Annotated in this window: 28 protein-coding genes and 4 tRNA genes; 6 read left to right on the plus strand and 26 right to left on the minus strand. The window is 66.9% G+C overall.

The features are described 5' to 3' along the window. Positions 1–2: 2 nt before the first annotated feature. From KIK15_RS03750 to rplJ, 4 genes are all read right to left on the minus strand, one after another. A complete protein-coding gene (locus tag KIK15_RS03750; RefSeq protein WP_214242768.1) occupies positions 3–809 on the minus strand; it encodes an ABC transporter permease in 807 nt (268 codons plus the stop codon). 30 nt (positions 810–839) lie between these two features. Beyond that, on the minus strand, positions 840–1958 hold the full coding sequence (locus KIK15_RS03755) for an ABC transporter ATP-binding protein (RefSeq protein ID WP_214242769.1): 1119 nt from the start codon (positions 1956–1958) through the stop codon (positions 840–842). Positions 1959–2198: 240 nt separating this feature from the next. Beyond that, positions 2199–2585: a 50S ribosomal protein L7/L12 gene (gene rplL, locus KIK15_RS03760; protein ID WP_214242770.1), complete on the minus strand. Its 387-nt coding sequence runs from the start codon at positions 2583–2585 to the stop codon at positions 2199–2201. An 89-nt stretch (positions 2586–2674) separates the two neighbouring features. Then, positions 2675–3244 carry a 50S ribosomal protein L10 gene (gene rplJ / locus KIK15_RS03765; protein ID WP_214242771.1) on the minus strand — a complete coding sequence of 190 codons (570 nt, stop codon included), beginning with the start codon at positions 3242–3244 and terminating at the stop codon, positions 2675–2677. A 537-nt stretch (positions 3245–3781) separates the two neighbouring features. Here rplJ and KIK15_RS03770 point away from each other — a divergent pair. Together KIK15_RS03770 and KIK15_RS03775 are read left to right on the plus strand one after the other, a co-directional pair. After that, positions 3782–5914, plus strand: a complete 2133-nt coding sequence (locus KIK15_RS03770; protein WP_214242772.1) for a CocE/NonD family hydrolase — start codon at positions 3782–3784, stop codon at positions 5912–5914. A 182-nt stretch (positions 5915–6096) separates the two neighbouring features. After that, complete coding sequence (locus KIK15_RS03775; protein ID WP_214242773.1) at positions 6097–6693, plus strand: hypothetical protein; 597 nt, start codon at positions 6097–6099, stop codon at positions 6691–6693. 23 nt (positions 6694–6716) lie between these two features. On the opposite strand, the gene KIK15_RS03780 is transcribed toward KIK15_RS03775, so the two are convergent. From KIK15_RS03780 to KIK15_RS03795, 4 genes are all read right to left on the minus strand, one after another. Further along, entirely contained in the window at positions 6717–7049 is a 333-nt protein-coding gene (locus tag KIK15_RS03780) for a transcriptional regulator (protein ID WP_214242774.1), read from the minus strand. A 3-nt stretch (positions 7050–7052) separates the two neighbouring features. Further along, on the minus strand, positions 7053–7403 hold the full coding sequence (locus KIK15_RS03785; RefSeq protein ID WP_214242775.1) for a hypothetical protein: 351 nt from the start codon (positions 7401–7403) through the stop codon (positions 7053–7055). 81 nt (positions 7404–7484) lie between these two features. Next, positions 7485–7985, minus strand: a complete 501-nt coding sequence (locus tag KIK15_RS03790; protein WP_214242776.1) for a TIGR04338 family metallohydrolase — start codon at positions 7983–7985, stop codon at positions 7485–7487. A 56-nt stretch (positions 7986–8041) separates the two neighbouring features. Beyond that, a complete protein-coding gene (locus tag KIK15_RS03795; RefSeq protein ID WP_214242777.1) occupies positions 8042–8863 on the minus strand; it encodes a DUF2786 domain-containing protein in 822 nt (273 codons plus the stop codon). Positions 8864–8948: 85 nt separating this feature from the next. On the opposite strand from KIK15_RS03795, the gene KIK15_RS03800 reads away from it, so the two are divergent. Then, positions 8949–9554: a LysE/ArgO family amino acid transporter gene (locus KIK15_RS03800; RefSeq protein ID WP_214242778.1), complete on the plus strand. Its 606-nt coding sequence runs from the start codon at positions 8949–8951 to the stop codon at positions 9552–9554. Positions 9555–9629: 75 nt separating this feature from the next. Here KIK15_RS03800 and rplA read toward each other — a convergent pair whose 3' ends face one another. The 11 genes from rplA to KIK15_RS03855 form a co-directional block, all read right to left on the minus strand. Continuing rightward, positions 9630–10346 carry a 50S ribosomal protein L1 gene (gene rplA, locus KIK15_RS03805; RefSeq protein WP_214242779.1) on the minus strand — a complete coding sequence of 239 codons (717 nt, stop codon included), beginning with the start codon at positions 10344–10346 and terminating at the stop codon, positions 9630–9632. A gap of 139 nt (positions 10347–10485) precedes the next feature. After that, entirely contained in the window at positions 10486–10920 is a 435-nt protein-coding gene (rplK, locus tag KIK15_RS03810; RefSeq protein WP_214242780.1) for a 50S ribosomal protein L11, read from the minus strand. A 113-nt stretch (positions 10921–11033) separates the two neighbouring features. Beyond that, entirely contained in the window at positions 11034–11885 is an 852-nt protein-coding gene (gene nusG / locus KIK15_RS03815; protein WP_214242781.1) for a transcription termination/antitermination protein NusG, read from the minus strand. 98 nt (positions 11886–11983) lie between these two features. Beyond that, entirely contained in the window at positions 11984–12409 is a 426-nt protein-coding gene (gene secE, locus KIK15_RS03820; RefSeq protein WP_214242782.1) for a preprotein translocase subunit SecE, read from the minus strand. A 91-nt stretch (positions 12410–12500) separates the two neighbouring features. Further along, positions 12501–12573 (minus strand) — tRNA-Trp (locus KIK15_RS03825). A gap of 266 nt (positions 12574–12839) precedes the next feature. Beyond that, the gene (locus tag KIK15_RS03830) at positions 12840–13961 is read right to left on the minus strand and encodes a fused (3R)-hydroxyacyl-ACP dehydratase subunits HadA/HadB (RefSeq protein WP_214242783.1); all 1122 of its coding nucleotides are present in this window, start codon (positions 13959–13961) and stop codon (positions 12840–12842) included. Between the two features lie 189 nt (positions 13962–14150). Then, a complete protein-coding gene (rpmG, locus tag KIK15_RS03835) occupies positions 14151–14318 on the minus strand; it encodes a 50S ribosomal protein L33 (RefSeq protein ID WP_005188102.1) in 168 nt (55 codons plus the stop codon). An 88-nt stretch (positions 14319–14406) separates the two neighbouring features. Beyond that, positions 14407–14480: transfer RNA gene (locus tag KIK15_RS03840), tRNA-Met, on the minus strand. Positions 14481–14517: 37 nt separating this feature from the next. After that, positions 14518–14590: transfer RNA gene (locus KIK15_RS03845), tRNA-Thr, on the minus strand. Positions 14591–14762: 172 nt separating this feature from the next. Next, positions 14763–14843: transfer RNA gene (locus KIK15_RS03850), tRNA-Tyr, on the minus strand. Positions 14844–15092: 249 nt separating this feature from the next. Next, a complete protein-coding gene (locus KIK15_RS03855; protein ID WP_214242784.1) occupies positions 15093–16046 on the minus strand; it encodes a type IV toxin-antitoxin system AbiEi family antitoxin in 954 nt (317 codons plus the stop codon). A 450-nt stretch (positions 16047–16496) separates the two neighbouring features. Here KIK15_RS03855 and KIK15_RS03860 point away from each other — a divergent pair, with 450 nt between their 5' ends. After that, positions 16497–16988, plus strand: a complete 492-nt coding sequence (locus KIK15_RS03860) for a YajQ family cyclic di-GMP-binding protein (protein ID WP_214242785.1) — start codon at positions 16497–16499, stop codon at positions 16986–16988. A 9-nt stretch (positions 16989–16997) separates the two neighbouring features. Here KIK15_RS03860 and htpX read toward each other — a convergent pair whose 3' ends face one another. The 3 genes from htpX to KIK15_RS03875 all read right to left on the minus strand — a co-directional run bounded on the left by htpX (position 16998) and on the right by KIK15_RS03875 (position 19652). Next, positions 16998–17873, minus strand: coding sequence for a zinc metalloprotease HtpX (htpX, locus tag KIK15_RS03865; protein WP_214242786.1), 876 nt, complete (start codon positions 17871–17873; stop codon positions 16998–17000). A 125-nt stretch (positions 17874–17998) separates the two neighbouring features. Further along, positions 17999–18619: a LysE family transporter gene (locus KIK15_RS03870; protein WP_214242787.1), complete on the minus strand. Its 621-nt coding sequence runs from the start codon at positions 18617–18619 to the stop codon at positions 17999–18001. A 16-nt stretch (positions 18620–18635) separates the two neighbouring features. Next, positions 18636–19652 carry a polyprenyl synthetase family protein gene (locus tag KIK15_RS03875; protein WP_307851719.1) on the minus strand — a complete coding sequence of 339 codons (1017 nt, stop codon included), beginning with the start codon at positions 19650–19652 and terminating at the stop codon, positions 18636–18638. A 109-nt stretch (positions 19653–19761) separates the two neighbouring features. On the opposite strand from KIK15_RS03875, the gene KIK15_RS03880 reads away from it, so the two are divergent. After that, the gene (locus KIK15_RS03880) at positions 19762–21012 is read left to right on the plus strand and encodes a geranylgeranyl reductase family protein (RefSeq protein ID WP_214242789.1); all 1251 of its coding nucleotides are present in this window, start codon (positions 19762–19764) and stop codon (positions 21010–21012) included. A 27-nt stretch (positions 21013–21039) separates the two neighbouring features. Here the strand turns inward: KIK15_RS03880 and KIK15_RS03885 are convergent, their stop codons facing one another. The 4 genes from KIK15_RS03885 to menD all read right to left on the minus strand — a co-directional run bounded on the left by KIK15_RS03885 (position 21040) and on the right by menD (position 25424). Then, positions 21040–21759 carry a demethylmenaquinone methyltransferase gene (locus tag KIK15_RS03885; RefSeq protein WP_214242790.1) on the minus strand — a complete coding sequence of 240 codons (720 nt, stop codon included), beginning with the start codon at positions 21757–21759 and terminating at the stop codon, positions 21040–21042. A 79-nt stretch (positions 21760–21838) separates the two neighbouring features. Beyond that, the gene (locus KIK15_RS03890; RefSeq protein WP_214242791.1) at positions 21839–22978 is read right to left on the minus strand and encodes a glycosyltransferase family 1 protein; all 1140 of its coding nucleotides are present in this window, start codon (positions 22976–22978) and stop codon (positions 21839–21841) included. Positions 22979–23122: 144 nt separating this feature from the next. Continuing rightward, entirely contained in the window at positions 23123–23587 is a 465-nt protein-coding gene (locus KIK15_RS03895) for a DUF3592 domain-containing protein (protein WP_214242792.1), read from the minus strand. 193 nt (positions 23588–23780) lie between these two features. Next, complete coding sequence (menD, locus tag KIK15_RS03900; RefSeq protein ID WP_214242793.1) at positions 23781–25424, minus strand: 2-succinyl-5-enolpyruvyl-6-hydroxy-3-cyclohexene-1-carboxylic-acid synthase; 1644 nt, start codon at positions 25422–25424, stop codon at positions 23781–23783. Between the two features lie 79 nt (positions 25425–25503). On the opposite strand from menD, the gene KIK15_RS03905 reads away from it, so the two are divergent. Then, a complete protein-coding gene (locus KIK15_RS03905; protein WP_214242794.1) occupies positions 25504–26757 on the plus strand; it encodes a trans-acting enoyl reductase family protein in 1254 nt (417 codons plus the stop codon). Positions 26758–26775 lie beyond the last annotated feature (18 nt).

Raw genomic sequence — 26775 nt, forward strand, 5'->3', positions numbered from 1 at the left:
CCCTACGAACCCTTGGCCGGGACGATCTGCAGGTACACGGCGGTGATGATCAGGTTCGCGAAGAACAGCAGCAGGAAGGTGATGACGACACTCTGGTTGACCGCCTCGCCCACGCCCTTGGGTCCACCCTTGGGGGTCAGCCCCTTGTAGGAGGCGATGACACCGGCCAGGAGACCGAAGATGGCGGCCTTGACGGTGGCGACGTAGAGGTCGGGCAGCTGCGCCAGCGCACTGAACGAAGCCAGATAGGCGCCCGGGGTGCCGTTCTGCACGACCACGTTGAAGAAGTAGCCGCCGCCGATACCGACCACACAGACCAGTCCGTTGAGCAACGCTGAGACCAAGACCATGGCCAGCACACGCGGGACGACCAGGCGTTGCACAGGGTTGATGCCCAGCACCCGCATCGCGTCGATCTCCTCGCGGATGGTGCGCGAGCCCAGGTCGGCGGCCACGGCCGAGCCGGCCGCGCCTGCGATCAACAATGCGGTGATGACCGGCGCTGCCTGCTGGATGACCACCAGGACGCTGGCCGCGCCGGTGAACGACTCGGCACCGAGCTGCTTGATAAGCGAGCCGGTCTGCAGCGACACGATCGCGCCGAAGGGGATGGCGATCAACGCGGTCGGCAGGATGGTGACGCTGGCGATGAACCAGGCCTGCTGCACGAACTCGCGGAGCTGGAACGGTCGGACGACACTCTGGCGCGCCACATCGACGAAGAGCTGGACGATGTTGCCCGTCTGCGCGAGAGCAGACGTTCCTGCCTGTGTCACCCGATCGACGCCACGTGTGGTGGCTCCGCTCATCTGGTGGCCTCCAAGGATTCTCGTGTCATGTCAGGCGTCTCCACCCGCGCGATAGGCCGGGAACTGCTCGGTCTGGGCCTCGGAGCCGCCGAATCCCTGCCCACCGGCGAACTGGGGCGACTTCGCGAGCTCGGCCCCGCGGGCGAGGTTCGCGTTCTTGATCTCGTCCTCGGCGGCCATGCTCTCGCGGATCGCCTTCTGGGCCCCCTCGGGCAGGGTGTGCAGCAGGTCGTGGACACGCTGACGGTGGCGGATGGCCGCCCGACGCTCAGGCATGCCGGGGTTGGGCTGCACCTGCGGGATGATCTCGGAGAAGTCGTCCTTGGTTCCGCCACCGGAGACGCCGGCCCGTGCCAGCTGCGCCTCCTGGGCAGCGGTGGCGTCGTCCTTCTCCTCGGACATACCGATGGGGCCGAAGCGGTCACCGGAGAGGAACTGCTTGACCGCAGGCTCGTCGGAGGTGAGCAGCACCTCGCGGGGACCGAACATGACCAGCTCCTTGCGGAACAGCATGCCGATGTTGTCGGGGATGGTGCGGGCGATGTTGATGTTGTGGGTGACGATCAGGATCGTCGCGTCGATCTGCGCGTTGATGTCGATCAACAGCTGCGAGATGTAGGCGGTGCGCACCGGGTCGAGACCCGAGTCGGGCTCGTCGCACAGGATGATCTGCGGGTCCAGCACCAGGGCTCGGGCCAGGCCCGCGCGCTTACGCATACCGCCGGAGATCTCGCCGGGCAGCTTCTCGCCCGCATCGGCCAGACCGACGAGGTCCAGCTTCTCCATGACGATCTTGCGGACCTCGGACTCTGACTTCTTCGTGTGCTCGCGCAGCGGGAAGGCGGTGTTGTCGAACAGGGTCATGGAGCCGAACAAGGCGCCGTCCTGGAACAGCACCCCGAAGAGTTTGCGGATCTCGTAGAGCTCCCGTGACGAGCACTTGGTGATGTCGGTGCCGTCGACGATGACCGAGCCCTGTTCGGGATGCAGCAGGCCGATGAGGGCCTTGAGGAACACCGATTTGCCGGTACCCGAGGGCCCCAGCAGAGCGCTGACCTCACCTTCGGGAAGGGTCAGGGTGACGTCGCGCCAGATGTTCTGCGAACCGAAGGACTTGGTGAGCCCTTCGACGCTGACCTCCACACCCACGTTTGACTCCTCATGCTCTGCCGTCTCCGGCCTGTGGTTGGAGTCACTGTAGCCCACAGTCTGCGATCTACGAACTTCAACTCCGCAATTGGGGATCACAAACACAGAAATGCCTTCTAGCTGCAGAAACGACAGAACCACCCTGGTCTCAGGGTGGTTCTGCCGTGTCTGTGTTGCCCGAAATCCGGGCTCGACCTTACTGCGCGGTAAGCACGACGATCCGGGCTCGGCCGCAGGGTGTCACTTGATGGAGATCTTGGCGCCGGCCTCTTCGAGCTTGGCCTTGGCAGCCTCGGCAGCGTCCTTGTCGACCTTCTCCAGGATGGCCTTGGGGGCGCTCTCCACGAGGTCCTTGGCCTCCTTCAGACCCAGACCCGAGACGACCTCACGGACGACCTTGATGACCTGGATCTTCTTGTCTCCGGCACCCTCGAGCACGACGTCGAACTCGTCCTGCTCGGTGGCGGCCTCGGCGGCTGCGGCCGGGGCACCGGCGGCGGCGACGGCAACCGGAGCAGCCGCGGTGACCTCGAAGACCTCTTCGAACTTCTTCACGAAATCGCTGAGCTCCAGCAGGGTCAGTTCCTTGAACTGATCGATGAGCTCGTCAGCGCTGAGCTTCGCCATGATGGCGTCCTTCCTGTTGTCCCCCGTGGGGGGTGTTCATCCGCGCCGGCGCGTGCCGGCGAGTGGATCGGGTGGGGTGCGCGGGTGCGCTATTCGGCAGCGTCGGCGGGTGCGTCGGCGGCGTCCGCCGCGGGCGCCTCGCCTGCGGCAGCCTTCTTCTCCTGCAGGGCCGCGGCAAGACGCGCGACCTGCGATGCGGGCTGGTTGAACAGCCCAGCAGCCTTTGCCAAGTTGCCCTTCATGGCACCGGCGAGCTTGGCCAACAGGACCTCACGGGTCTCGAGGTCGGCGATCTGCTCGATCTCCGCCACGGACAGCGCGCGACCGTCCATGTACCCGCCCTTGATGACGAGGGCCTTGTTGTCCTTGGCGAACTTCTTGATCGCCTTCGCCGCGTTGACCGGCTCGCCCTCGATGAAGGCGATCGCGGTCGGTCCGACGAACAGCTCGTCGAGACCCTGAACGCCCGCATCACTGGCGGCGCGCTTGACCAGGGTGTTCTTGGCGACGGAGTAGGTTGCGCCCTCGCCGAGGGAACGACGCAGCTCACTGATCTGCTTGACCGACAGGCCACGGTATTCCGTGATCACTGTGGCCGTGGAGCCCTTGAACTGCTCGGCGATCTCCGCAACTGCGGCGACCTTCTCGGACTTGGCCATACTTCGCCTCCTCTCATGTCGATTCCAGTGGTGCACAGACCGTCGGAGCTTTCCCGACCCCACTGAATGACAAACGCCCCGGGCGCAGGGCACCGGGGCGTGGAAGCGGTTGCGGGCGAACAGGAATCGCGCGCATGCTCATCTCACCTCGTCCACCCTGCGTGGGCCGCCGACATACGTCGGGCCTTCGAACCCCCACCGGGTGGGAGTCGACCAACGGTCTCTGGTTGAACCGGTAACCAGACCACACGGCCTGATTTCCACTGGCGACGGTACCCGCCGACCCCGCCGGCGACCAAATCCGCCCTGGTCGGACGGCCTGAGCGTCGTGAGATGCCGTCGTTATGAAACACCCCAGCGGGATTCACTCCGGTCACGAAGTCTCGGGCACGGGCATACAGGCGTCATAGGTTGGGTTACATTCTGCGATGGCCCGTGACACAACGCACACGTGTGTAACGCATCACGGCCTGACCACGACGAAGTGGCGGGGTACCGATGTGCCCACCCGACAGGAAGACGAGGAGGTGGGCCACCATGAGCGTCCCAGCAGATCCGCAGGTGGACCGGGGCGACGATCCCCGTTTCGACACCTCCTACGCAGGGTTCCCGCTCCCGGCGCTCGCCAGCTCCGTCGCTGACGGCGACCCCGCCGAGTACACCGTCGGACCCTTCACCCCCGGCCTGCCCGGCCCACGTCGCCGACCGCGCATCGGAGCACTGCCCACGCTGCCGCTCGGTGATCCCACCGGCGGTGCCGATGCGTTGGCGTGGCGCCAGCTCGTCGACGGGCCGTCGCGCTACCCGCACGTGGCCATCGATCGCGACGTCCACATCCGCATGTCCGACGGAATCGTGCTGCGCGCCACGGTGATCCGACCGGCCGGCGTCACCCGCGCGGCCGCGCAGCGCGCCTACCCGGCCGTGGTCAGCATCAACCCGTACAACCGGGCGATACTCGATGTCATCGATCAGCTCACCCACGCCCACGGCCTCGGCCGACTGGTGCGCGGCGTGGCCGGACGGGCCGACCTCTCGGGTACGCCACTGGCCGGGATCACCGATCTCACCCGGATGATCTCCGGTGGCGCACTCGACGTGTTCGGCGTGAACCGCAACCTGGTGCGCAGCGGATACGTGCAGGTGATCGTCGATGTCCGCGGAACCGGTGCCTCCCATGGCAAATGGCAGATCCTGGGCCCCCGCGAACAGCAGGACTCGGTGGAGATCTGCCGGTGGGTGACCGAACAGGACTGGTGCGACGGCACTTTCGGCCTGGCCGGCTGGTCGTATTCGGCCATCACCTCCCTGCAGGCCGCCGACAAGCGTCCACCCGGACTCAAGGCGGTCTTCGCCATCGAGGGCTGCGAGGACATCGTCCGCGACATCTACATCACCGGCGGTCTACCGTCGGCGTTCATCCCGCTGTGGATGTCGGTGGTCAACGGCCTCAAATGGATCCCCAACCCGGCCCACGCTGTTCGCGACTTGATGCGCGGCACCACCGCCAAGTGGCTGCTCGACCGCATCGCCTCCCCCGCCACCGAGGCCGCCTCCCTGGGCTGGGGTTTCCTCACCGGACACGACCCGCGTATCTACGACGACCCGTATTTCCGTGAGCGTAACCCGGTCATCTCGCGGATAGACGCGCCCACCTTCCTGTTCGGCGCCTGGCACGACCTGTTCGGTCGCAGCGCCACCTCGATCTACCAGAACCTGCAGATGGAACCCGGCCGCAAGCAGCTCATCGTGGCCGACGGCTACCACCTCGACGTCGGCTCGGGCTTTGGCGAAGGCAGCGCCCCGCCGCGGGTCGATGTCCTCGAGCGCGCGTGGTTCGACAAGTGGCTCAAGGGAATCGACAACGGGGTGGACGCCTACGGCCCGGTCACCATGCAGCAGCAGGGGGGCTCGTGGACGGCGGGCGAGAGCTTTCCACGCCCAGGCGTCTCGGTGCGCCATCTGCACCTGGGCGCCTCGCGTAGCGGTACCGCCGCCCACTCCACCTTCGACGGGAGTCTGGGGTCGCAACCGTCCCCGGCTGGGCGCACCAACCACACCGTGTCGCCTGACCTGCGTGGTCTGCGATCGCGCGACATGACCCAGGTGACCGCGGGGCTGACGGTGATGTTCGGCCGCGACTTCACCCATGACGCCCGCTATCAGGAGCGGGGCGCCCTGTCGTTCACCACGCCCCCGGCGCTTGCGCGCACCCAGATCAGCGGTGCGTTGAACCTGCACCTGTTCGTCTCCACCTCCGGCCAGGAGGGCATCTGGGCGGTGACGGTCAACGATGTGGCCCCCGACGGCAGTTCACGGGTGGTGACCAACGGCGCCCTGACCGTGTCCAACCGCGCCTTCGACCGGGAACGGTCGCAGTACGCCCCCGACGGCACCCTGCTGGTGGCTCATCACTACCTCTCGCGCAAGCGGAAGTTGCCGGTGCCCAAGGACGTGCCGCTGCCCATCGACGTCGATCTGGTGCCCACCGACGCGGTGATCGAGATCGGCCATCGGCTGCGCGTGGACATCTACGCGGGCAGCGTGCCCCGCTACCTCACCGTGGTGCCCGACCTGATCCGTGCGCATGGCCGTAAGCAAGAGCTGGTGCTCGACCCCGATCACCCCAGCTACCTCACCCTGCAGGCCACCGGCGACCCCGCCTGGTGAGTGCGGCGGCGGGCGTCGCGGGCGATCTGCCCGTTTCGGCCGATACGCCGGAATCTGTTGCTTACCAAGTCTTTACCATCTGGTGAACCCTGAGCACCGCGCGGTGTGCAGACCCTCGGATCGCACTACGTTTCCGGGTGCGCACCCGACCCTCGGGTGTCGATGATCGGTAAGGAAACCTGGTGACGACATCACTCCCCCGCCGTAGCGCCCGGCTCAGCACGTTGCTGTTGGCCTGCGTTCTCACGATGACCTTCGGCTTCGGACAGGCTGGTAGCGCTCTGGCCGAACCACAGACCCCCGGTGTGACCGCGCCGGAGGCGCCGATCGTGGTCGTACCCGACGGCGACCCGCTCAACGCCACCACCACTGCGGACGAGGACGCCCAGATCGCGGAACTGACACCCATCGTGGCCGAGCTCTTCGAGAAGGTGTTGACCCGCAACGCCGATGGCGCATACGTCTACGACTACGACAAGACCACCGCCACCCTCGGGCGCGAGGTGGCCGACGAGATCGCCGCGCAGACCACCGCATTGACCACGGTGGGTGAGTCGAAGCTGTCGGGGTACTTCAAGTGCGTGCTCGAGAAGGCCGGCTACGGCGGTCTGGTCGGACTGTTCGCCGGCGCCTACAAGGAGCTGATCGAGAAGAAACTGTGGTCGGAAGTGGCCAAGGTGATCATCAAGACCGTTGGCAGTTCGGCCGTCAAGGGCGGCGTCGTGGGCCTGGCGGCCGGGCTGTCCGCCGCCGCCATCTGGTGCAAGTTCTGGGGCTGATCGGCGGTGACCGGCGGCGGCGCTCACCCAGCACCGCCGTCGGTCGCAGGTCCACCCGCTCCCGCATCACCCGTGTCATGCTGGAAAACGATCTGCGACAAAGCCTTTCGATAGGCGCGGAACTCACGTTCACCCTGCTTGGTGAGGAACACCGTCACCGGCGCACCGCGCCCGCTGCGCACACTGGAGCGCACCAGACCACGTTCGCGCAGCACCTTGAGATGCTTGGACAGTTCCGGTGCGCTCAGGCCGACGGTCTGGGCCACGACTGCGAAGTCGGACTGGGCGACGGCGAACAGGTACGACATGATCTTGAGTCGTGGCGGCGAGTGCAGCGCGGCATCGAGGTCATCCACCGCTCAGCGCCGGAAGCCGAAGTAGATCGCCAGCGGCACCACCGAGACGACGCCGGCGATGACGGCCGGCACCAGACCAACGGTGGCCGAACGCCATCCGATGGCCAGGACCACCGACACAGCCAGGAAGGCGACCGCCAACGCTGTCGAGCCGTTACCCACCCGGGGACGATCGAGACCGTTGACGTGCACCGCGATCCACGCCGCGAACGCCGCCACCGCCGCGACCGCCGCCACCCACCAGCTCACCACCCCCGTAGCGGCCAGGCCCTGCACGGTGCCACAGCCGAGCACAGTCAGGATGGCCAGCGCACGTTCGACGCTGGAGGACGGTCGGACCGGAACCTGTTGCATGACAATCCACCTCGGGGATCTGGAGTATTTGTTGCCAAGATAGCAACAAATGGCTGCCGCCGGTAGCCGTTCATCAGGTGATCACCCGACCCTCACCCCGGCATCACCGAAGACCACCCGGAACACAAACCCCGCCTCCGGCCCCATCACATCGGTCACCAGATCGATCAGGGTGGCCGCGAACTGCCCGCCGTGGGCGGGTGTGCCCGGTTCGGCGAGGTGGTGCGCCAACTCGTGCAGCACCACCAGCTCGCGCAGCGCCCACCGTCCCGCTGACGATTCCGGGAGCGCTATCACCGCCGGCGGACCCGGCTCGTAGTGGGCGCTGCGGTGCCCTCGGCGCGTCCGCACCGCCACCGGCCGCGTGGCCCGGGGAAACGCCTCGCGCACCGTGGGCCGCTGCAGCACTCGCGCGACGTGGTCGGTCACGGCCTGCACCGATCCGAATCGCGCCTCGGCTGGGCGGGTGATGGTGGTTCCGGCCACCTGCAGCATCGACGTCGGCGCGTCGAACATGCTGTGCACCAACGCCTCTGCCGCATACAGCGCCGCTCGCTGGTGATCGCGCCCGTCCTGACCCATGACCGCGACCCTACCCAGCGCATCCGTCCCACCCCCACCCCTGCCCAGCGGGCCCCTCAGCGCTCGAGCGCACCTCGCGATCCGTCGAGCCCGGGGTTCTCCCCGAGACGTGCCCGGCGACCCGCACGGTCTCCGGCCCGTCGGGCCGCCTCCGAGTAGCCCGCCGACGCGCTCGACCCACGCCACGTCCCACGCGCGGACGACTGCGAACGATGCAGGTCCAGGATGGCCACCTCCTTGTCGCGCAGCGCGATCTGGGTCGAAGACGCTCGATGTCCGGCATCGGCGGTCATCGCCTGCTCGCGCGCCTCGTCCCGGGCGTTCGACAGCCGCACCCCGATCCGCTCGGCGAACGCGGACTGAAAGTTCAACCGGGCGGTGATGGGCGAGAGTGGCGTGGTCTCGACCACTCGCCGAGTCATCCAGCCCGACTGCCGCGTGACCACCTTGCGGGCGGTCTCCTCGCGATAGGCACCGCTCTTGAGGTACGCGTCGCTGGCCGCCACCATCTGCACCACCAGCGAGCTGTACAGCGCCTCCACACTGTCGATGTCGCCGGCAAAGCCGTAAGCGATGACGAACGTGGAGTTGTGCGCCACGTCCACCTTCACGTCGTTGGCGTGCGCGATCGCCGCGAAAAGAGCCACATACGTGCGTAATCCGCGTTTCCCGGCCGTCCCGATCGCAACCTGGCGCACCACCGGGACGCTGCGTGAGCCCACCGGATCGTGCGCCCGCGCCACCGCTAGATCGATCGACGCCGCCGTGGCCAGGCGTTGGGCGGCCGCCATGAACGTGGCCGCCTCGTGCTCGTTGTCGGTCCCCTCGGCTTGGCGCAACAGCCCGGCGATCCGGGTCAGCAACTTGTCGTCTCGCATACACATGAGACTAGGCACACGCGCATTCGGTTCCATCGAGTCGCGACATCGCTTCCCAGGCAGGCGGGGCGGTTAGGTTGGCGCGGTGACATCTGCGTTGCTCGGGCTCGGCGTCGGCCTGTCGCTGATCGTGGCCATCGGCGCACAGAATGCCTTCGTGCTGCGCAGCGGCATCGCCGGTCAGCACGTGGGCGCGGTGGTGAGCGTCTGCATCGTCTCCGATGCGGTGTTGATCGCTGCCGGTGTGGCCGGTGTCGGGGTGGTGGTCAGCCGCTTCCCGTCCGCGGTCACCGTGGTCACCATCCTCGGAGCAGGTTTCCTCGCCGTCTACGGCCTGACCGCGCTACGCCGCGCCCGACACCCCGGGGCGATGACCATCGGCGGTGCCACCGCGGTCACCCGCGCCTGCGCCATCGGCACCTGCCTGGCGCTCACCTGGCTCAACCCACACGTCTATCTCGACACCGTGGTGTTCGTCGGGTCGGTGGCAAACCACGAATCTGGCGCAGGCCGTTGGTGGTTCGCCCTCGGCGCGATGGGCGCCAGTGCCATCTGGTTCACCGCCCTGGGCTACGGCGCACGCCTGCTACGTCCGGTGTTCACACGTCCGTCGGCCTGGCGCGTCCTCGACATCGCCATCGGGGTGCTGATGCTGACTCTGGCCGCCACCCTGGTGGCCCGCCTGCTCTGATGCGACCGCCCAGACACCGCAACCCCCGACCGTTGGTGCGGTCGGGGGTTGCGGGCAAAGATCATCAGGGTGTGATCAGCTCTCGGTCGGCTCCGCGTAGTTGCGGTTGATCGACGGATCGACCGGGATACCGGGACCGGAGGTGGTGGAAACGGTGACCTTCTTCAGGTACCGGCCCTTCGCCGCCGACGGCTTGGACCGCAGGATCTCGTCGAGCGCGGCGCCGTAGTTCTCGGCCAGCTTCTCCGGCGAGAACGACGCCTTCCCGATCACGAAGTGCAGGTTGGCGGCCTTGTCCACGCGGAAGTTGATCTTGCCGCCCTTGATCTCGTTGACCGCCTTGGTGACATCGGGGGTCACGGTGCCGGTCTTCGGGTTGGGCATCAGGCCGCGCGGGCCCAGGACGCGTGCGATACGTCCCACCTTGGCCATCTGATCCGGCGTCGCGATCGCGGCGTCGAACTCCAGCCAGCCGCCCTGGATCTTCTCGATCAGGTCCTCGGCGCCCACCTCGTCGGCACCAGCGGCGGTGGCCTCGGCGGCCTTGTCGCCCACGGCGAACACGATCACACGCGCGGTCTTGCCGGTGCCGTGCGGCAGGTTGACGGTGCCGCGCACCATCTGATCGGCCTTGCGCGGATCGACGCCGAGACGAACTGCGACCTCCACGGTCGCGTCGTACTTGGTCGATCCGGTCGCTTTGGCCAGGGCCGCAGCCTCCAGCGGGCTATACAGCCGGTCGCGGTCCACCTTCTCGGCGGCGGCGCGATAGGTCTTACTGGTCTTGCTCATGTGCTCTTTCCTTCTCTGCAACTCACGCAGATCGGTGGTGTGCGGGCCGAGTCAGGCCCTCCCACGGGGGTTTTTGATTGTCGACGGCTGCGCCGTCGGTCCCTGTCAGCCGTTGGTCGTTGTCAGCCGTCGGTCCCTATCAGCCGTCGACCGTGATGCCCATCGAGCGAGCAGTACCGGCGATGATCTTCGCGGCCTGGTCGATGTCGTTGGCGTTGAGGTCTTCCTGCTTGGTCTTGGCGATCTCACGGATCTGGTCCATGGTCACCTTGCCGACCTTCTTGCTGTGCGGCTCGCCCGAGCCCTTCTGCAGACCAGCCGCCTTGAGCAGCAGCTTGGCCGCGGGCGGGGTCTTCAGCTTGAAATCAAACGAGCGGTCCTCGTACACCGAGATCTCGACCGGCACGACCGTCCCGCGCTGCGACTCGGTCGCGGCGTTGTAGGCCTTGCAGAACTCCATGATGTTCACGCCGTGCTGACCGAGCGCCGGACCCACCGGCGGCGCAGGGTTGGCCTGGCCGGCCTGAATCTGGAGCTTGATGATCCCGGCGAGCTTCTTCTTCTTGGGGGGCATCTTCTTCGTTACCTTTTGTTGTTCGTGTCTGTCCGACCCCGACCCGATCGCACCAGGTCGCGCTCAGACGTTTCCGCGCCCGCTGGAGACGCGAAAGTCTGGGAAAACTCTCGTCAGATCTTCTCGACCTGGGAGAAGGCGAGTTCGACCGGGGTCTCGCGACCGAAGATCGACACCAACACCTTCACCTTGCGCTGCTCGGCGTTGACCTCGCTGATCGACGCAGGCAGCGTGGCGAACGGACCGTCCATGACGGTCACCGACTCGCCCACCTGGAAATCGACCTCGATCGTCGACGCCGCAGCGGCCTCGATTCCCTCGGCGACGCTGCCACCGCGCCCGGCGGCGACCTTCTTGGTCTCCACCCGCGGCGCGAGGAACTTGAGCACCTCGTTCATCGACAACGGCGACGGTCGCGAGGTGAGACCGACGAACCCGGTGACACCCGGGGTGTTGCGCACCGCGCCCCACGACTCGTCGTTGAGCTCCATGCGCACCAGGATGTATCCGGGCAGCACCTTGCGGTTGACCTTCTTGGGCTGACCGTTCTTGATCTCGGTGACCTCTTCGGTCGGGACCTCGACCTGGAAGATGTAGTCACCGACATCGAGGTTCTGCACGCGGGTCTCGAGGTTGGCCTTCACCTTGTTCTCGTACCCGGCGTAGCTGTGGATCACGTACCAGTCACCCGGCGCGCGACGCAGCTCCTTCTTCAACGCCTCGACCGGATCGAGCTCTCCCTCCGGCTCGGCGGGCGCGTCGGGCTCGACGGCGCCGGACTCGTCGGCGTCCTGCGCTCCGGAGTGGTCGTCGTCGGCGGCGGACTCACCGGTGGCGGAATCGTCGGTGGCAACCGCATCCGACGCCTCGTCAACCTCCCCGACAGACGCGTCAAGAGCATCGGTGCCCGGCTCGACGACATCAGTGTCGGTGTCGGTGATGCTCTCGTGTTCGGGGGTGCTCACTGCAGCCCACGCTCCCTTTCGTTGCGGTCACACCCAAGCGGTGCACCGTTGTCGTGCTGGTCCGGGCCGGTGGCCGGGACCGATGTTCGCGGCCTCGATCAGCCGAACATCCAGAGGACCACCTTGGCGAAGCCAAGGTCGATCCCCGAGATGAACGCGGTCATCACGATCACGAAGATCAGCACGATGATCGTGTAGCGGATCATCTCCTGGCGGGTGGGCCAGATGACCTTCTTCAGCTCCGAGACGACCTGCCCGAGGAAAAGCCACAGCCGGGCGAACGGGTTGCGTGAGGCATCCTTCTGGTCCGCCGTCGACTCTGCGGTGCGCTCCTTGAGCGCCACTCCCGAACCGGCTCGCGCGGCCGCCCGCTTACCGCGCGGTGCTGCACGCTTGCCGCTCGGGGTGGACTCGTCGACGTCGTCGGTCAACGCGTCGGCGTCCCGATCGTCATCGACCCCGGCATCGGTGGCGTCGACCCCGGCTGCTCCCTTGGCCCGAGCAGCTCTATCGCGCTTCTCCACCTGCATCCTCTCGTCACGCTGCGTGTGATCGTGTGCGGCGGACCGCCCGCGAAGGAGATCCGCCGACCGACGCGATTACGCCGGCCACGGGCAGGGGCGACAGGACTTGAACCTGCAACCTGCGGTTTTGGAGACCGCTGCTCTGCCAGTTGAGCTACGCCCCTTGGTCGGGCATCACGCCCATCCATCGGACAGTCGTCGTCGATGCCGTCATGCTCTCATCGGCGAGTCGATGCCCGTCTGCGTTCCACAAAACCAACGCGCCACCCTGCAGGGCAGCGCGCAGTATGAGTAACCCCAGACAGTTCAGTGTACGACACGCGGCCAGACGAACTCCAATCACCGATATCGGCCGTCGGCGTGAATTCCCTGCGCACAAAGCCGCAGCTCGGCTGGGCTGTCACGAAAGAATCGAAAAAGGCGGCGCGGGTCAGGAGAACTGGACGTGCGCCAAGGCGCGGCCGAAGATCTTGCGCCCGTCCTGCTTGGCCACCAGCGCGATCTGTCCGGTGCGCGTCTGAGGATCCAGCGACCGCACCTTGCCGGTGAGCTCGAACCGGCCGTAGCCGTCGGCGGGTACGTAGACGGGGCTGGTGAAGCGCACGTTGTATTCGAACACCGCACCCGGGTCACCGACGAACGCCGAGATGTAGCCGGCCGCGATCCCCATCGTCTGCATGCCGTGGGCCACCACGTTCTCCAGACCCACCGCCTTGGCGATCTCCTCGCTGAAGTGGATCGGGTTGGGGTCGCCGGCCACACCCGCGTAGTTCACCAGGTTGCCGCGGGTCAGTCGGACCGTCCGCGGCGCCAACTCCTGGCCCACGGTCAGGCTGTCGAAGCTGACGGCACCGAAGTGTTCGGGACGCACCTCGGAGTCGGGGGTCTCGAACCGGCCAGAGTGCTCGGGGATGGTGCGGCCGGGGTCGAACGACGCGCCCTCGACCAGCATGGTGTGTCGAACCATGTCCATGATCTCGACCGACGGGTCCTCGCCCGCCTTGCCCACCAGGGTCGTCCACGTGGTCAGCACTGGATCGCCGTGCTGATCGGTGATCTGGTTCTTGGTCACCAACATGTCGGCGTCGGCCACCCGACGGAACGAGTCCAGCGAGACCTCTACGACCAGGCGGTCACCGACGGCCAACGGACGATGGAACACCAGCCGCTGATCGGCCTGCAATACCTGCGACACGTCGTAGCCCTGCAGGATCTCGTCGAAGAGGCGGCGCTGGGCGAGCATGCCGAAGATCCCGACGAACGTCAGCGGCGCGATGATGCCGGCGTGGCCGTTGGCTTGCGCGGCCGAGTCGTTCCAATGGCACGGGTGACCGTCCTGCACCGCGCGGGCGTACTCGCGGATCTTCTCGCGACCCACCTCGTAGTAGTCCGCGCAGGTGTAGTGGTAGCCGACCATCTGCGCGGTGCGTACCGCGTTCTCCTCCGGCGTCAGCTTCTGCTCGGTGGCCATCACAGCCAGGCGATCTTCCACCGAGGAGTAAGAGGACTCACTGACGTTGGTCACAGAACCCGACCCTTCGACTACAGACATGTCGTCGCGGTGAGCTCGGGTGAACCATCCGAACGGACTCGGCGTCGTGACGACATCATCTTCTCCGGTCTGGGACGGATGTAGGTGGTCCCGGCCGGACGACTTCTACGATTGGCAAACGCTACCAGCTGGCAGTGGCAAGGATCCCACGCCAAAACGCCCACCGCGCGGCGATGGGCGTTGTCGAGGTCAGCGCGACTCTTTGTGCGCCTGGTGGGTGCCGCAGTTCGGGCAGAACTTCTTGATCTCGAGGCGGTCGGGATCGTTGCGACGGTTCTTCTTGGTGATGTAGTTGCGGTGTTTGCACACCTCGCAAGCCAGGGTGATCTTGGGGCGCACATCTGTTGAGGAAGCCACGGGCTTGCCTTTCGGGTGGGTCTGGTCGTTGCGGGCGGCGAACTCGATCGCAGGTGGCGTTCGCCGACTCACGCCGTCGTTCTCGCTGTAGCGATGGCCGGACTCGAACCGGCGACCTAACGATTATGAGTCGTTCGCTCTAACCAACTGAGCTACACCGCCTTGGCGCCCGGATCAGTGACGACCCGGGAGTCCAGCGAGCCCCCTAACGGAATCGAACCGTTGACCTTTTCCTTACCATGGAAACGCTCTACCGACTGAGCTAAGGGGGCGGGATCCTCGGCTGCGCTGACGCTGCCGGAGAGCCTCGTCGAGGTTACACAGCCGCCCCGAGTGCCGCCAAATCGCTTGCGACCGGCGGCCCCGGAACGGCGTGTGCAACTCCGAAATCCCTGTCCACCGGCGGTTTCACCGACCGTCGTCGGTGATCCCGCAGGTGGAAGGTGGCACGTGTAGGATTCGAACCTACGTAGCTTTCGCGACGGATTTACAGTCCGCTCCCATTGGCCGCTCGGGCAACGTGCCGTGTGCCCAGACCCCGCCGGAGGCGGTGTGTCTGCGCGCAACACAGGTTACAACGACGCCCCCGCGGTTGCGAAAACCCCTGCTCCAGCCCCGTTTCGCACGGTTGTGGCCGCTTCGCACGGCCTGTGTCCGTTCGCACGATCTAGGCCCGTTCGCACGGTCTAGGCCCGTTCGCACACTGCATGCACCGTGCGAAACGATCACAACCGTGCGATATCCCGCTCGCCATGCGAACCGAGGGCAGCCCGATCAGTGCCGACGGGCGGCCAGCGCGTGCGCGACCCGGTCGATGACCACACTCGGGCCGCGCTCCAGGTCCCGAATGTTCCACCGCACGATCCCCAGCCCCAGATCGAGCAACTGCTGGGTACGGATCTTCTCGTCGTTGACGACCTCCTGAGCCGACCGTTGCGTATAGGCGCCGAAGTACTTGCCCATCCCGTCACACTCCCCCACCAGGCCCAACTCCTCCCAGAAGAAGTCGACCCGCGCCATCAGCCGGCCCCACCGATCGAAGAACTCACGTTGCGGCTCCGGCTGCGGCAGCCGCGTCCCGGCGAACACGATGCGACTCCACGACTCCAGCGGACTCTCGGCTCGGTGATCCGCCCGCTCGATGGTTTCCGCCGCCCGCGACGCACCCCACATCCGCGTCATCGACCCGAGCTGTCGAGCCAATTCCGTTCGGGTGCACAGCTTTCGATGCAGGGCGGCGTCCAGCGCAGTCACTGCGCACCGCACCGACGCGGTGCGCGCGAGATCGACCAGAGTGCGTGCCGGGGTGGTGACGGGAACGCCGTCGACGAAGCAGACATCCGACGCCGCGACATTGCGGTGCATCACGCTGATCGACGACGCGCGCGAACCCGACACGGTCCCCGCGACACGGGCCAGATGCACGCGGGACAGGTCGGCGTCGACGATCGGCAGGCCCCAGGCGGCCGCCGCCGTGATCCGCGCCAATGCGCTCGGCGCCGCAGTCGCACCCAGCACCCCGCGCCCCAGCGCCAGATGCCTGTCCTCGGGGAACTCCCCCACCTCGGCAGACGGCAGAAAGTAGCCGGGCGCCAACCTGGTCAAGACCCCCTCTGCCACTGCCCGCTCGACCTCGCCGCGGGTCATACCGAAGTGTCTGAGCTGCGCGGCAGTGCGCGCGGTGGCCGGCCGTACCGTCTCCCGCGCAGTGATGTCGGTGATCAACATGTTCTCGACGATGACCGATCCGCCAGCCGGTCTTACCCCACCTGGGGGTAACAACCCATAGTTGTCCACCGCTCAGACAGATTCCGTGGATCTGTGGATCGCACGGTTCCCGGCAACTCGCACGGTGCGGTCAGGTTCGCACGCCGAAGTCGCGTTCGCACCCTGAAGTCGCGTTCGCACCCCAAAGTCGCGTTCGCACCCTGAAGCGAAGTTCGCACGCTACGTGCAGCGTGCGAACGCAGACAAGTCGTGCGAAAACGACCGACCCATGCGAACGCACACAAGTCGCGCGAAAACGACCGACCCATGCGAACGGGCCTACACCGAGCGAACTGCCTCCAACAGCACGAACGCGACCCGACCGCGCGACAGCGACGCAACCATGCGACCGGCGATGACATCCGCGCGGCGATGGTGGGCCGGTGCCGCCAGGCTGGCTACCCTGATCGCATGGCAGATTCATCGTTCGACGTGGTCAGCAAGGTCGATCGGCAGGAGGTCGACAACGCGCTCAACCAGGCGGCCAAGGAGCTCACGCAGCGCTACGACTTCCGCGGCACCGACACCACCATCGAGTGGTCGGGCGAGGAGGGGATCGTGATCACCTCCAGTTCCGACGAGCGGGCCACAGCCGCGCTCGACGTCTTCAAGGAGAAGTTGATCAAGCGCGACATCTCCCTCAAGGCGTTCGACGCCGGTGAGCCCGTCGCCTCGGGCAAAGGGTTCAAGCTCACCGGAACCATCGTGCAGGGTATCGACACCGAGAAGGCCAAGAAGATCACCAAGGCCATCCGCGACGAGGGACCCAAGGGCGTCAAGGCCCAGATCCAGGGTGACGAACTACGGGTGTCGAGCAAGAAGCGCGATGACCTTCAGGAAGTGATCGCCCTGCTCAAGAGCAAGGATTTCGACGTCGCACTGCAGTTCGTCAACTACCGCTAGCGGTCGGACTCAGCGGTAGTACCCGCCCCCGCGGGCCATCTCCTCCAGCCGCGCCACCCGATCCTCCATCGGGGGGTGGGTGGAGAAGATGCGCCCTATCTTCTCGCCGGCCCGAAACGGGTTGGCGATCATCATGTGTGATGCGCTGGCGATCTGGGTGGTGGGTGGCAGCGGAGCCACCGCCACCCCGCCGGAGATCTTGCGCAACGCGTTGGCCAGGGCCAGCGGGTCGCCGGACAACTCGGCCCCCGACTGGTCGGCCTGATACTCGCGCGACCTCGACACCGCTAGCTTGACCACCGTCGCCGCGATCGGGCCCAGCAGCGAGACCGCCAGCAGCCCAAGGGGACTCGGCCCGCCGTCCCGGTTACCACCGAAGAAGCCGGCGAAGTAGGCCAGGTTGGCCAGCCCACTGACCACTGCGGCCATCGCCCCCGCGATCGACGAGATGAGGATGTCGCGGTTGTAGACGTGTGAGAGTTCATGTCCCAGAACGGCTCTCAACTCACGCTCGTCCAGGATTTGCAGGATGCCCTGGGTGCAGCACACCGCGGCGTTCTTCGGATTCCGCCCGGTGGCAAACGCGTTGGGCGCATCGGTGGGGCTGATGTAAAGGGCGGGCATGGGTTGGCGTGCGGTGGTGGCCAATTCGCGCACGATCCGATACATCGCTGGCGCCTGGACCTCGGTGACCGGCTGGGCGTGCATCGCCTTGAGCGCCATCTTCGCGCTGTTGAAGTAGACGTAGGCGTTCATGCCGACGGCGAACAGCACTGCAAGACCGAGGATCACCGGGCTGCGGAAGATCGCGCCGATGCCCACGATGATGGCTGACATGAACGCCAGCAGCAACACCGTTTTCAGTCCGTTCGCGTGGCCGCGCATGGCAATCGACTCCTCGGCTCGTCACCCTCACGATGGTGGTCTCTACGGTGAACGAACCGACGACCGGCTGTGTTCCGAGGCCCTGCCACCCACCCGCGCCGTGCCCGCACCGGAAGCGAGCATCCTCAGCCCACCGCCGTGACCAGCACCATCGTCCCGAACACCAGTACCACTGCACTGCCGAGCAGCACTGTCACCTGGCGCATCCGCGAGCTCACATTGGCCCCCAGCAACGCACCCACGGCGATCAGACCCATCTGCCAGGTCAGCGAGACGACCGCCACCCCTGCGACGAAAGCCGCGCCCGCGACCGCATCGAGCGACCGGGTGAGCGGCAGCGCGATGGCGGCAAAGTAGACGAAGGTGGCGGGGTTGACCGCGGTCAGACCCAGGAACAGCCCGAACCGGCGATATCCCCGATGATCAACGGGCGCAACCCTTTCCGGGCTGATGCGCATCGACCGGGCGATCGAGACCACGGCCACGACGACCAGCGACAGCCCGCCGATTACCGCAGGCCATCGACCGAGCTGATCGATCACCGGCGCCACGAGTCCGCCGGCGACCACCGCCAGGGTGCAGTAGACGATGTCCACGCTCGCAACCGCGACGGCGGCAGGCACACCACGCCGCACCCCCCGGTGCACCCCTTCGCTCACCACCATCACACCGATGGCGCCCAGCGGAACGACCAGGCCCAATCCCGCCCAGGCGCCCAGCCCCAGCGCCGCGACAATCGAGGTCATCGCAGGTGGAGATGGGTCAGCCGGTGCGTTCCACGGTATAGCGGACCAGCGAGGTGAACGCGTCCTTGGCCGGCGAGTCGGGCAGCTGCGTCAACTCGGCGTCGGCCTTGTCCACGAAGCCCTGCAGCGTGGCACGCGCCTGGTCCATCCCGGCCGAGGCGTTGAGCAACTTCAGCGCCTCGGAGACCTCGGCGTCGGTGACCAACGGGCGCCGCTCACCACCGCCGGTCAACAGCAGCTCACGCAGCCGGTCGGCGTCGGCTCCGGTCTCACGCAACGCGTAGAGCACCGGCAGGGTGTGCACACCCTCCCGCAGGTCAGTGCCTGGTGTCTTGCCGGAATCGCCTGAGTCCGAGGCGATGTCGATGATGTCGTCGGACACCTGGAAGGCGGTCCCCACGGCGTCGCCCAGCCGGGAAAGTCGTTCGATGTCCTCGGCCGCCGCCTGTGAGGTCATGCCACCGAAACGGCCGGCGGCAGCGATCAGGGAGCCGGTCTTCTCCCACACCACCCGCAAGTAGTGATCCACCGGGTCGGTACCCGGCTGCTGGCCGATGGTCTCCCGCATCTGACCGGTGACCAGCTCGGCGAACGTGTCGGCGATGATGCGCACCGACTCCGGCCCCAACGTCGACACCAGGCGCGAGGCGCGGGCGAACAAAAAGTCGCCGGCCAAGATCGCAACGCTGTTGTTCCAGCGGGCGTTGGCACTGGGCGCACCGCGGCGCATCGAGGCTTCGTCCATCACGTCGTCGTGATAGAGCGTGGCCAGGTGGATCAGTTCGACGACGGTGGCCGCGGTGATCACGTCCTGGTGGTGCGGTCGGGGACCGAATTGCGCCGCCAGCAGGGCGAAAAGCGGGCGGAACCGCTTGCCGCCCGCCTTCAGCAGATGGGTGGCGGCCTCGGTCAGGAAGTCCTCGCCCGAGGACAACTCGGACAGCAACAGGTCTTCAACCTGGGCGAGTGACCCACCGATGTCGGCGGAGAACTCGTCCGATCCCAACGCCAGGCCCATGAACGTGGTCTTCACGGCTCGCCCTCGCTCCATCTCTTGGCCGACGCGGCCGGCGGACAGAACCGTTCGGTCTGCCTGGACCCGAGGGTAATCGCACCGGCTTGGCTTCGGTGATACTGGCTGGGTGACCTCCATCGCGCAGCTCCCCCGCCACGCCGACGTGCTGGTCGTCGGTGCAGGTCCAGGCGGTGCGGCGACAGCGGCTCACGCTGCCCGCGCCGGGCATCAGGTGGTCTTGCTCGACTCGGCGGTGTTTCCCCGCGACAAGACGTGTGGCGATGGTCTCACCCCACGCGCGGTGGCCGAGATGTCGCTGCTCGGGCTGGATGCCTACCTGGCCGATCGGCCGAAGATCGTCGGGTTGCAGATGCACGGATGGGGTGCCACCCAACACATCCGGTGGCCGTCGGGACGCTTCCCCGCCCACGGCAGCGCGGTGGCCCGCACCGAGCTCGACGACCGGATCCGCATCGCGGCCCTCGACCGCGGGGCGTCGATGGTCGAGGGTGTGAAAGCCGTCGGGGTGGATGTCTCCGACAACACCGTCCGCTCGGTGCAGGTGGCCGCCGATGACGGCACGGCATCGATCCGGGTCGGACAACTGATCGTGGCCGACGGTGTCCGCTCGCCGCTGGGGCGGATGCTGGGCCGAGAGTGGCACCGCGACACCGCATATGGGGTGGCCGCGCGGGCGTATGCGTCGTCCGGGCGCGCCGACGACTCGTGGATGGGATCAGACCTCGAGCTGCGTGACGCACACGGGACCCTGCTGCCGGGCTACGGCTGGGTGTTCCCGCTGGGTGCTGCCAGCGGGAGGATCAACATCGGCGTGGGCGCATTGGCCACCGGGAAACGTCCGGCGCACATGGCGTTACGCCCCACCCTCGAGCACTACGCCCGCGCACAGACGGCCGACTGGCAACTGTCGGGGCCGCCGGTGGAGATCGCATCGGCGCTGTTGCCCATGGGCGGCGCGGTGTCGGGGGTGGCCGGAGGCAACTGGATGTTGGTGGGCGACAGCGCCGCCTGCGTCAACCCGCTCAACGGCGAGGGAATCGATTATGCGTTGGAGACCGGTCGTTTCGCCGCGGCACGCCTGCAGGACGGCGACCACAGCCACGCCTGGCCCGCGCTGCTCGCCGAGCACTACGGCACCGCATTCTCTGCGGCGCGCCGCCTGGCCGGCCTGCTGACGGTGCCGAAAGCGGTTCCGCTGCTTGGTCGTCCGGGTATCCGATCGACCACCCTGATGTCGATGGTGGTTCGGGTGATGGGCAACCTCATCTCCGAGGAGGACGACGATTTGATCGCCCGCGCCTGGCACACCGCCGGGGTGGCCTCGCAGCGGTTCGACCATCGTCGACCATTCCACTGACCCACCCCTGCTGGGCCAGACCCCTTGTCAGGCTCTCGGTTTGACCGCGTGATGCAGCGCCGCGATGCCGCCGGTCAAGTTCTGCCACCGAACGTTGCGCAGGCCGGCCGCATCGATCTTGCGTGCCAACGCCTCCTGATCCGGCCACGCCCGAATCGATTCGGCCAGATAGACATACGCCTCGGGGTTGCTGGCCACCCGCGTGGCCACCCACGGCAGCGCCTTCATCAGGTACTCCATGTACAGCGTGCGAAAGGGCCCGAAGGTGGGCGTGGAGAACTCGCAGACCACCAGCCGCCCACCGGGTTTGAGCACCCGACGCAACTCGGCCAGCGCCACCGACACGTCGGCCACGTTACGTAGACCGAACGAGATGGTTGCCGCGTCGAAGGTCTCGTCCCCGAACGGTAGCGACAATGCATCAGCGGTCACCTTCGGGACGTCGCGACGATGACCCGCCTTCAACATCCCCAACGAGAAGTCCGCGGCCACACAGTGTGCTCCCGACTTCGCCAACTCCTCGGTCGACACGGCCGTACCGGCGGCCAAGTCCAACACCACATCACCGGGGTGCAGATCCAGCGCCTCCCGGGTGGCCTTGCGCCAGCCGCGATCCTGCCCGAACGAGAGCACCGTGTTGGTGATGTCGTAGCGGCGTGCCACCCCGTCAAACATCCGAGCCACGTCGGTGGGCTGCTTGTCCAGTCCCGCCCGGCCGGTCTGATCACCGGAAACAGCTGAAGTCATGTCTCAACGGTACGGGTCGCTGTCGCCGGCAGCGAGGAGACACCGACCACAGCCGGTGCGACGGTGAAGCGGGCGTCGATCAGGCGGTGCGCCGCTGGGCGGACAGTCCCGGATCGAGCACCGCAGCGTAATGGCCCAGCAGTTGATCACAGATCACCGGCCACGTCTTGCCCAACACTCCACGTCGACCCGCCGCGCCGAACGCAGCACCCACCGGCCCGACCAGGGTGTCGACCGCCTCAGGTAACCGATCGGAGAAGCTGGGCACATCCAGCAGGTAACCGGTCCGCATGGGGGCGATGAGGTCTTTGGGGCCGCCGGCATCTGGGCCGATCACCGGGATGCCACTGGCCTGGGCCTCCTGCACGGCCTGGCAGAAGGTCTCGTGCTCGCCGGTGTGGACGAAGACGTCCATGCTGGCGTAGGCGCGCGCCAGTTCCAGCCCACCGAGTTCGCCGGTGAACACCGCGTCAGGCATCAGTTTTTGCAACCGCTCCCGCTCGGGGCCGCCGCCGACGATGACCAGCTGCCGGTCGCGGCGACCAGAGAGCACCGCGAGGCGTTCGACGTGCTTCTCCGGGGCCAGCCGACCCACAAACCCGACGATGGGCGCTCCCGACGGGCTCCAGGCGCGGCGCAACTGGTCGTCGCGGCGGTCGGGGTGAAATCGTTCGATGTCCACTCCTCGTCCCCACCGGTGCACCCTGGGCACGCCGTGATCCTCCAGCGCCTGCACCGACACCGACGACGGGGCCAGCGTGCGGTCGCAGGAGGCATGCAGCCGCCGCGTCCACGACCATGCCGCGCGAGCACCCAACCCGATGCCGTAGCTCTCGGCGAATCCGGCGACGTCGGTCTGGAACACCGCAACCGACGGCGCCCCGATCCGCCGTGCCGCGTGCGCACCGGCCGCCCCCACCACGAACGGCGACGCCAGATGCACCACGTCTGGGGCGAATTGGGCCATCGCCCGGTACATCGCACGGGTGGGTACCCCCACCGGCAACGACGAGATCTTGGGCACCATCATCGACGGGATGGTCTGTACGGCAACACCGTTCACCTCGCGCGGAGCCGGTTGCTGACCGCGCGGGGTGTCGGGGGCGAACACCATGGCCTCGTGACCTGTGCGCTCGAGATGGTCGAGAACGCGCAGGACAGAGTTCACGACGCCGTTCATGTTCGGCAGGAAACTCTCGGTGACTATCGCTACTCGCACGGGCCTCAGTGTCGGCCGCGCAGCTGACCGTCGAGACTCGGTGACGTGACACGCCCCGGAATGCCCGGTGAACGTCCGCGCGGCCGGTTCACCCCATGTTCGTGCAGCGCTCGTTCGCTGATCATGTGGGTGTTCCACGTCTGCTCAGGCCAGCGCATCTGCCGGGGTGGACGCCGTTTCGGTGTGCTGTGACCTGCGGCGACGGCTCCACTGCGCCAGCAACACCATCACGGTTGCGACGATGACCCAGGTGTATCCCGCGATCGACAACGCCGGGATCCAGGCCAGGCTCGCATCGCGGCCCGCCACCCGCACCAGATCGGGTTTGCGGGAGTCGTACTCCACGGTGATCCGTTGTCCAGCAGTCAGTTCCGATGGATAGAAGACACCCAGCCGCGGACTCTGCACGGTTCCGTCGGGGGTGGTGAACCGCACGGTCGACTTGGTGGCGCCGGCCACCACCACTTCGGCGACTGCGGTGGCCTTGTGCGATTCGATGGACGCATCGTCGCGGTAACACCCGGCGACCATCACCAGCACCAGCAGTGTGACGATCACGCCCACTGTCAGCAGACCCAGCTGGGTGCGACGCAGGATGACCGGTGGCATGTGAGTCACGATACCGATCCCCCCACCCGTCGGTCGGGCGGAAAACCGGCGTCGGTTGGGCGGAAAACCGGCGTCGGTTGGGCAGAAACCGGCGTCGGTTGGGCGGAAACCGGTGTCGACTGGGCGGAAACCGGCGTCGACTGGGCGGAAACCGGCGTCGACTGGGCGGAAACCGGTGTCGACTGGGCGGTGGTCAGACGATCCCGGCGGCAATTGCGGCGTGTAGGTCCCGCAAGCTGTCGCGTTCGGTGGGGACCTCCACCACTCGGATCCCATCCGAATCACGGGCCAACACTGCAGGCAGCTCTGCCAGCGAGACGCGCTGGTGGACCACTCCGAAGCCAGAACACAGCGCGCCGATGTCGGTGTGATGCGGGGTGCCGAAGACGCGCTCGAAGGCACCGTCGTATTCGGGGCCGCGGAAGCGCCGTTCTCCCTGCTCCAGCAGACCGAAGATTCCCCCACCGTCGTCATTGGCCACCACGATGGTCAGCGAGCGCGGCCGAGGCTCGTTCGGGCCGATCAACAGGCCCGACGCGTCGTGCACGAAGGTCAGATCACCCATGAACGCCACCGTGCGGGTGTCGTCGGCGGCCAGGGCCGCACCGATCGCGCTGGAGACGGTGCCGTCGATTCCTGCAACGCCACGGTTGGACATCACCCGCACCTCCGGTGACACGCGGCCCGCAAGGGCTACGTCGCGGATCGGGTTGGACGCACCCACCAGCAGTTGTTCTCCGGGCCGTAGCGCCGCACTCACCACCCGCGCCACATGCAAACCCGTTGCCGGGCCTGGCTTGTCGAGTTCAGCGTCCACAGATCCCAGGGCCCGCTGATGGGCCTGACCGCACTCCTTGAGCCACTCCTCACGTGCCGCACCCACCACCTCAGCGCGCGTGCCGGTGGCCAACACGTTGCCCGAGACGTCGGGCCACCGCGGCCCGGTGGTCAACGCGTACACCGCGACCTTTGGATCGGCGAGCAGCCGTGAGACACCGCGGTGCAGCGTCGGCCGCCCGCAGATGATCGCTTGCGCCGGCCGGATAACGTTGAGCGCCAACGGATGTAGGGGCGTGTGCGGCGCCGGTGCGGTGGGCTCGGCCACGGTGGGGATGCCCGCGAGTTCGGGACGAACACCCGCCCCATGCCCAGACACCACCACGGTGTCAGCGCTCAGGTCGATCTCCAACGGAACATCCAGGCGACCCACTGCAGCTGTCGTCCACGGCGCCCCACCGGGACGGCCTTCGTAATCGCCCAGCGAATCACGTGGTCCCACACCACTTTCCGGTACCAACGGTTCGCGCAACGGGATGTCGAACTGAACGGGTCCGGCGTTGCCTGTGCGCGCGCCCCGGGCTGCGGCCAACGCTCGACCCACACCTGATCGCCACTGCGAGTTGGTGTCCAGATCCTGCTCGGCCAAACCGAGACTGAGGGCAGCGCGTACCTGGGTGCCGAAGATCCCGTTCTGCTCGATGGTCTGGTTGGCGCCGGAGCCGAGCAACTCGTAGGGACGGTTGGCGCTCACCACGATCAGCGGCACCCGGGCGTAGTTGGCCTCGAACACCGCAGGTCCCACGTTTGCCACTGCGGTACCGCTGGTCATCACGATGGGTACCGGTTGCCCCGACGCCATCGCAAGCCCCAACGCCAGAAATCCCGCGGTCCGTTCATCGATCCGCACATGCAGCCGCAGGCGCCCCTCGACGTCGGCGGCGTGGAGCGCGAACGACAACGGCGCGTTGCGCGATCCGGGGCACAACACAGCCTCGCGCACGCCGCCGCGAATCATCTCGTCGACGATCACTCGGGCCTGCACGGTGGACGGGTTCATACTTCCAGGTTAGACGCCGGTTTAGTCCGCTCCGCAGCGATGTCGACCACACCACACCAGCCATCTACAGTTGGTGCCCATGACCGATACGCGCGAATTCGATGTCGTCATCTACGGTGCCACCGGCTTCGTCGGCGTCCTCACCGCCGCCTACCTCGCCGAACACGCACCTGCAGGCACACGCATCGCACTGGCCGGACGCAGTGAAGCGAAACTCGCGCGTACCCGAGCGTCACTGCCTGCGGCCGCACACGACTGGCCGTTGATCGTCGCCGACGCCGATTCTGCTGCAGCCCTGGACGCGATGGCCGCCCGCACGCGGGTCGTGTGCACCACCGTGGGCCCCTACCTGAAATACGGCGAGCTGGTGTTGGCCGCCACGGTCAACGCGGGCAGCGATTACGTCGACCTGACCGGTGAGGTGCCGTTCGTGCGGATGTCGATCGACAAGTACCACGATCAGGCCGCAGCCAACGGCGCCCGGATCGTTCACTCCTGCGGATTCGACTCGGTCCCCTCCGACATCGGCGTCTACCTGCTGCATCGCGCGGTCAGCGACGCCGAGGCCGGCGAGCTGACCGACACCACGTTGGTGGTCAGTTCCTTCAAGGGCGGGGTGTCGGGCGGCACCATCGACTCGATGCGCGTGATCGCCCAGCAGGCAAAGGATCCCGCTGTCCGACGCACCCTGCTCGATCCGCAGTCGCTGTCGACCGGCCCCGGCGAGCATCGCGTCGGGGGCGGCGTGAAACAGCCCAGCGATGTGCAGTTGGTGCGCGGTTCGACGATCGATCCGTCGATCAGGGGCGTGCTCGCCCCGTTTGTCATGTCGTCGCACAACACTCGAATCGTGCGGCGTAGCAACGCATTGCTCCACGGCGCGTACGGGAAGGACTTCCGGTACGGCGAGGTGATGGCCGTCGGACGCAACCCAGTGATCTCGGGTGCGATCGCTGGTGCGATAACTGCACTCACACCGATCATGTTGGGCGCGATGGCGTTCGGCCCGACCCGCAGATTGTTGGACAAGGTGCTACCCAAGCCTGGTGACGGTCCCAGCGAGAAGACCCGCACCACAGGACATTTCACCACCGACGTCTACACCACGACCACCACCGGTCGACGGTTCAGCTCACGGATGCGCGCCAAAGGCGACCCGGGCTATCAGGCCACCGCAGTGATGTTGGGCGAGTGTGCGCTGACCTTAGCCCTCGACCGCGACAAGCTCCCTGCCGGTGGCGGCGTACTGACCCCAGCGGCCGCGATGGGTGATGCACTCATCGAACGCCTGCGCGGCGCGGGCATCAGCCTCACGGCCGGCCCCACCGGCTGACCAGATCGCCGAGCGGGC

It is taken from the genome of Williamsia sp. CHRR-6, from assembly GCF_018474015.1.
Classification (GTDB): domain Bacteria; phylum Actinomycetota; class Actinomycetes; order Mycobacteriales; family Mycobacteriaceae; genus Williamsia_A.

Excerpts from the sequence above, each read along its gene's own strand:
- KIK15_RS03750 (WP_214242768.1), bottom strand. The coding sequence starts at position 809 with ATGAGCGGAGCCACCACACGTGGCGTCGATCGGGTGACACAGGCAGGA.
- rplL (WP_214242770.1), bottom strand. The coding sequence starts at position 2,585 with ATGGCGAAGCTCAGCGCTGACGAGCTCATCGATCAGTTCAAGGAACTG.
- rplJ (WP_214242771.1), bottom strand. The coding sequence starts at position 3,244 with ATGGCCAAGTCCGAGAAGGTCGCCGCAGTTGCGGAGATCGCCGAGCAG.
- KIK15_RS03770 (WP_214242772.1), top strand. The coding sequence starts at position 3,782 with ATGAGCGTCCCAGCAGATCCGCAGGTGGACCGGGGCGACGATCCCCGT.
- KIK15_RS03785 (WP_214242775.1), bottom strand. The coding sequence starts at position 7,403 with ATGCAACAGGTTCCGGTCCGACCGTCCTCCAGCGTCGAACGTGCGCTG.
- KIK15_RS03790 (WP_214242776.1), bottom strand. The coding sequence starts at position 7,985 with ATGGGTCAGGACGGGCGCGATCACCAGCGAGCGGCGCTGTATGCGGCA.
- KIK15_RS03795 (WP_214242777.1), bottom strand. The coding sequence starts at position 8,863 with ATGCGAGACGACAAGTTGCTGACCCGGATCGCCGGGCTGTTGCGCCAA.
- rplA (WP_214242779.1), bottom strand. The coding sequence starts at position 10,346 with ATGAGCAAGACCAGTAAGACCTATCGCGCCGCCGCCGAGAAGGTGGAC.
- rplK (WP_214242780.1), bottom strand. The coding sequence starts at position 10,920 with ATGCCCCCCAAGAAGAAGAAGCTCGCCGGGATCATCAAGCTCCAGATT.
- KIK15_RS03830 (WP_214242783.1), bottom strand. The coding sequence starts at position 13,961 with ATGTCTGTAGTCGAAGGGTCGGGTTCTGTGACCAACGTCAGTGAGTCC.
- KIK15_RS03855 (WP_214242784.1), bottom strand. The coding sequence starts at position 16,046 with ATGTTGATCACCGACATCACTGCGCGGGAGACGGTACGGCCGGCCACC.
- KIK15_RS03860 (WP_214242785.1), top strand. The coding sequence starts at position 16,497 with ATGGCAGATTCATCGTTCGACGTGGTCAGCAAGGTCGATCGGCAGGAG.
- htpX (WP_214242786.1), bottom strand. The coding sequence starts at position 17,873 with ATGCGCGGCCACGCGAACGGACTGAAAACGGTGTTGCTGCTGGCGTTC.
- KIK15_RS03870 (WP_214242787.1), bottom strand. The coding sequence starts at position 18,619 with ATGACCTCGATTGTCGCGGCGCTGGGGCTGGGCGCCTGGGCGGGATTG.
- KIK15_RS03885 (WP_214242790.1), bottom strand. The coding sequence starts at position 21,759 with ATGACTTCAGCTGTTTCCGGTGATCAGACCGGCCGGGCGGGACTGGAC.
- KIK15_RS03895 (WP_214242792.1), bottom strand. The coding sequence starts at position 23,587 with ATGCCACCGGTCATCCTGCGTCGCACCCAGCTGGGTCTGCTGACAGTG.
- menD (WP_214242793.1), bottom strand. The coding sequence starts at position 25,424 with ATGAACCCGTCCACCGTGCAGGCCCGAGTGATCGTCGACGAGATGATT.
- KIK15_RS03905 (WP_214242794.1), top strand. The coding sequence starts at position 25,504 with ATGACCGATACGCGCGAATTCGATGTCGTCATCTACGGTGCCACCGGC.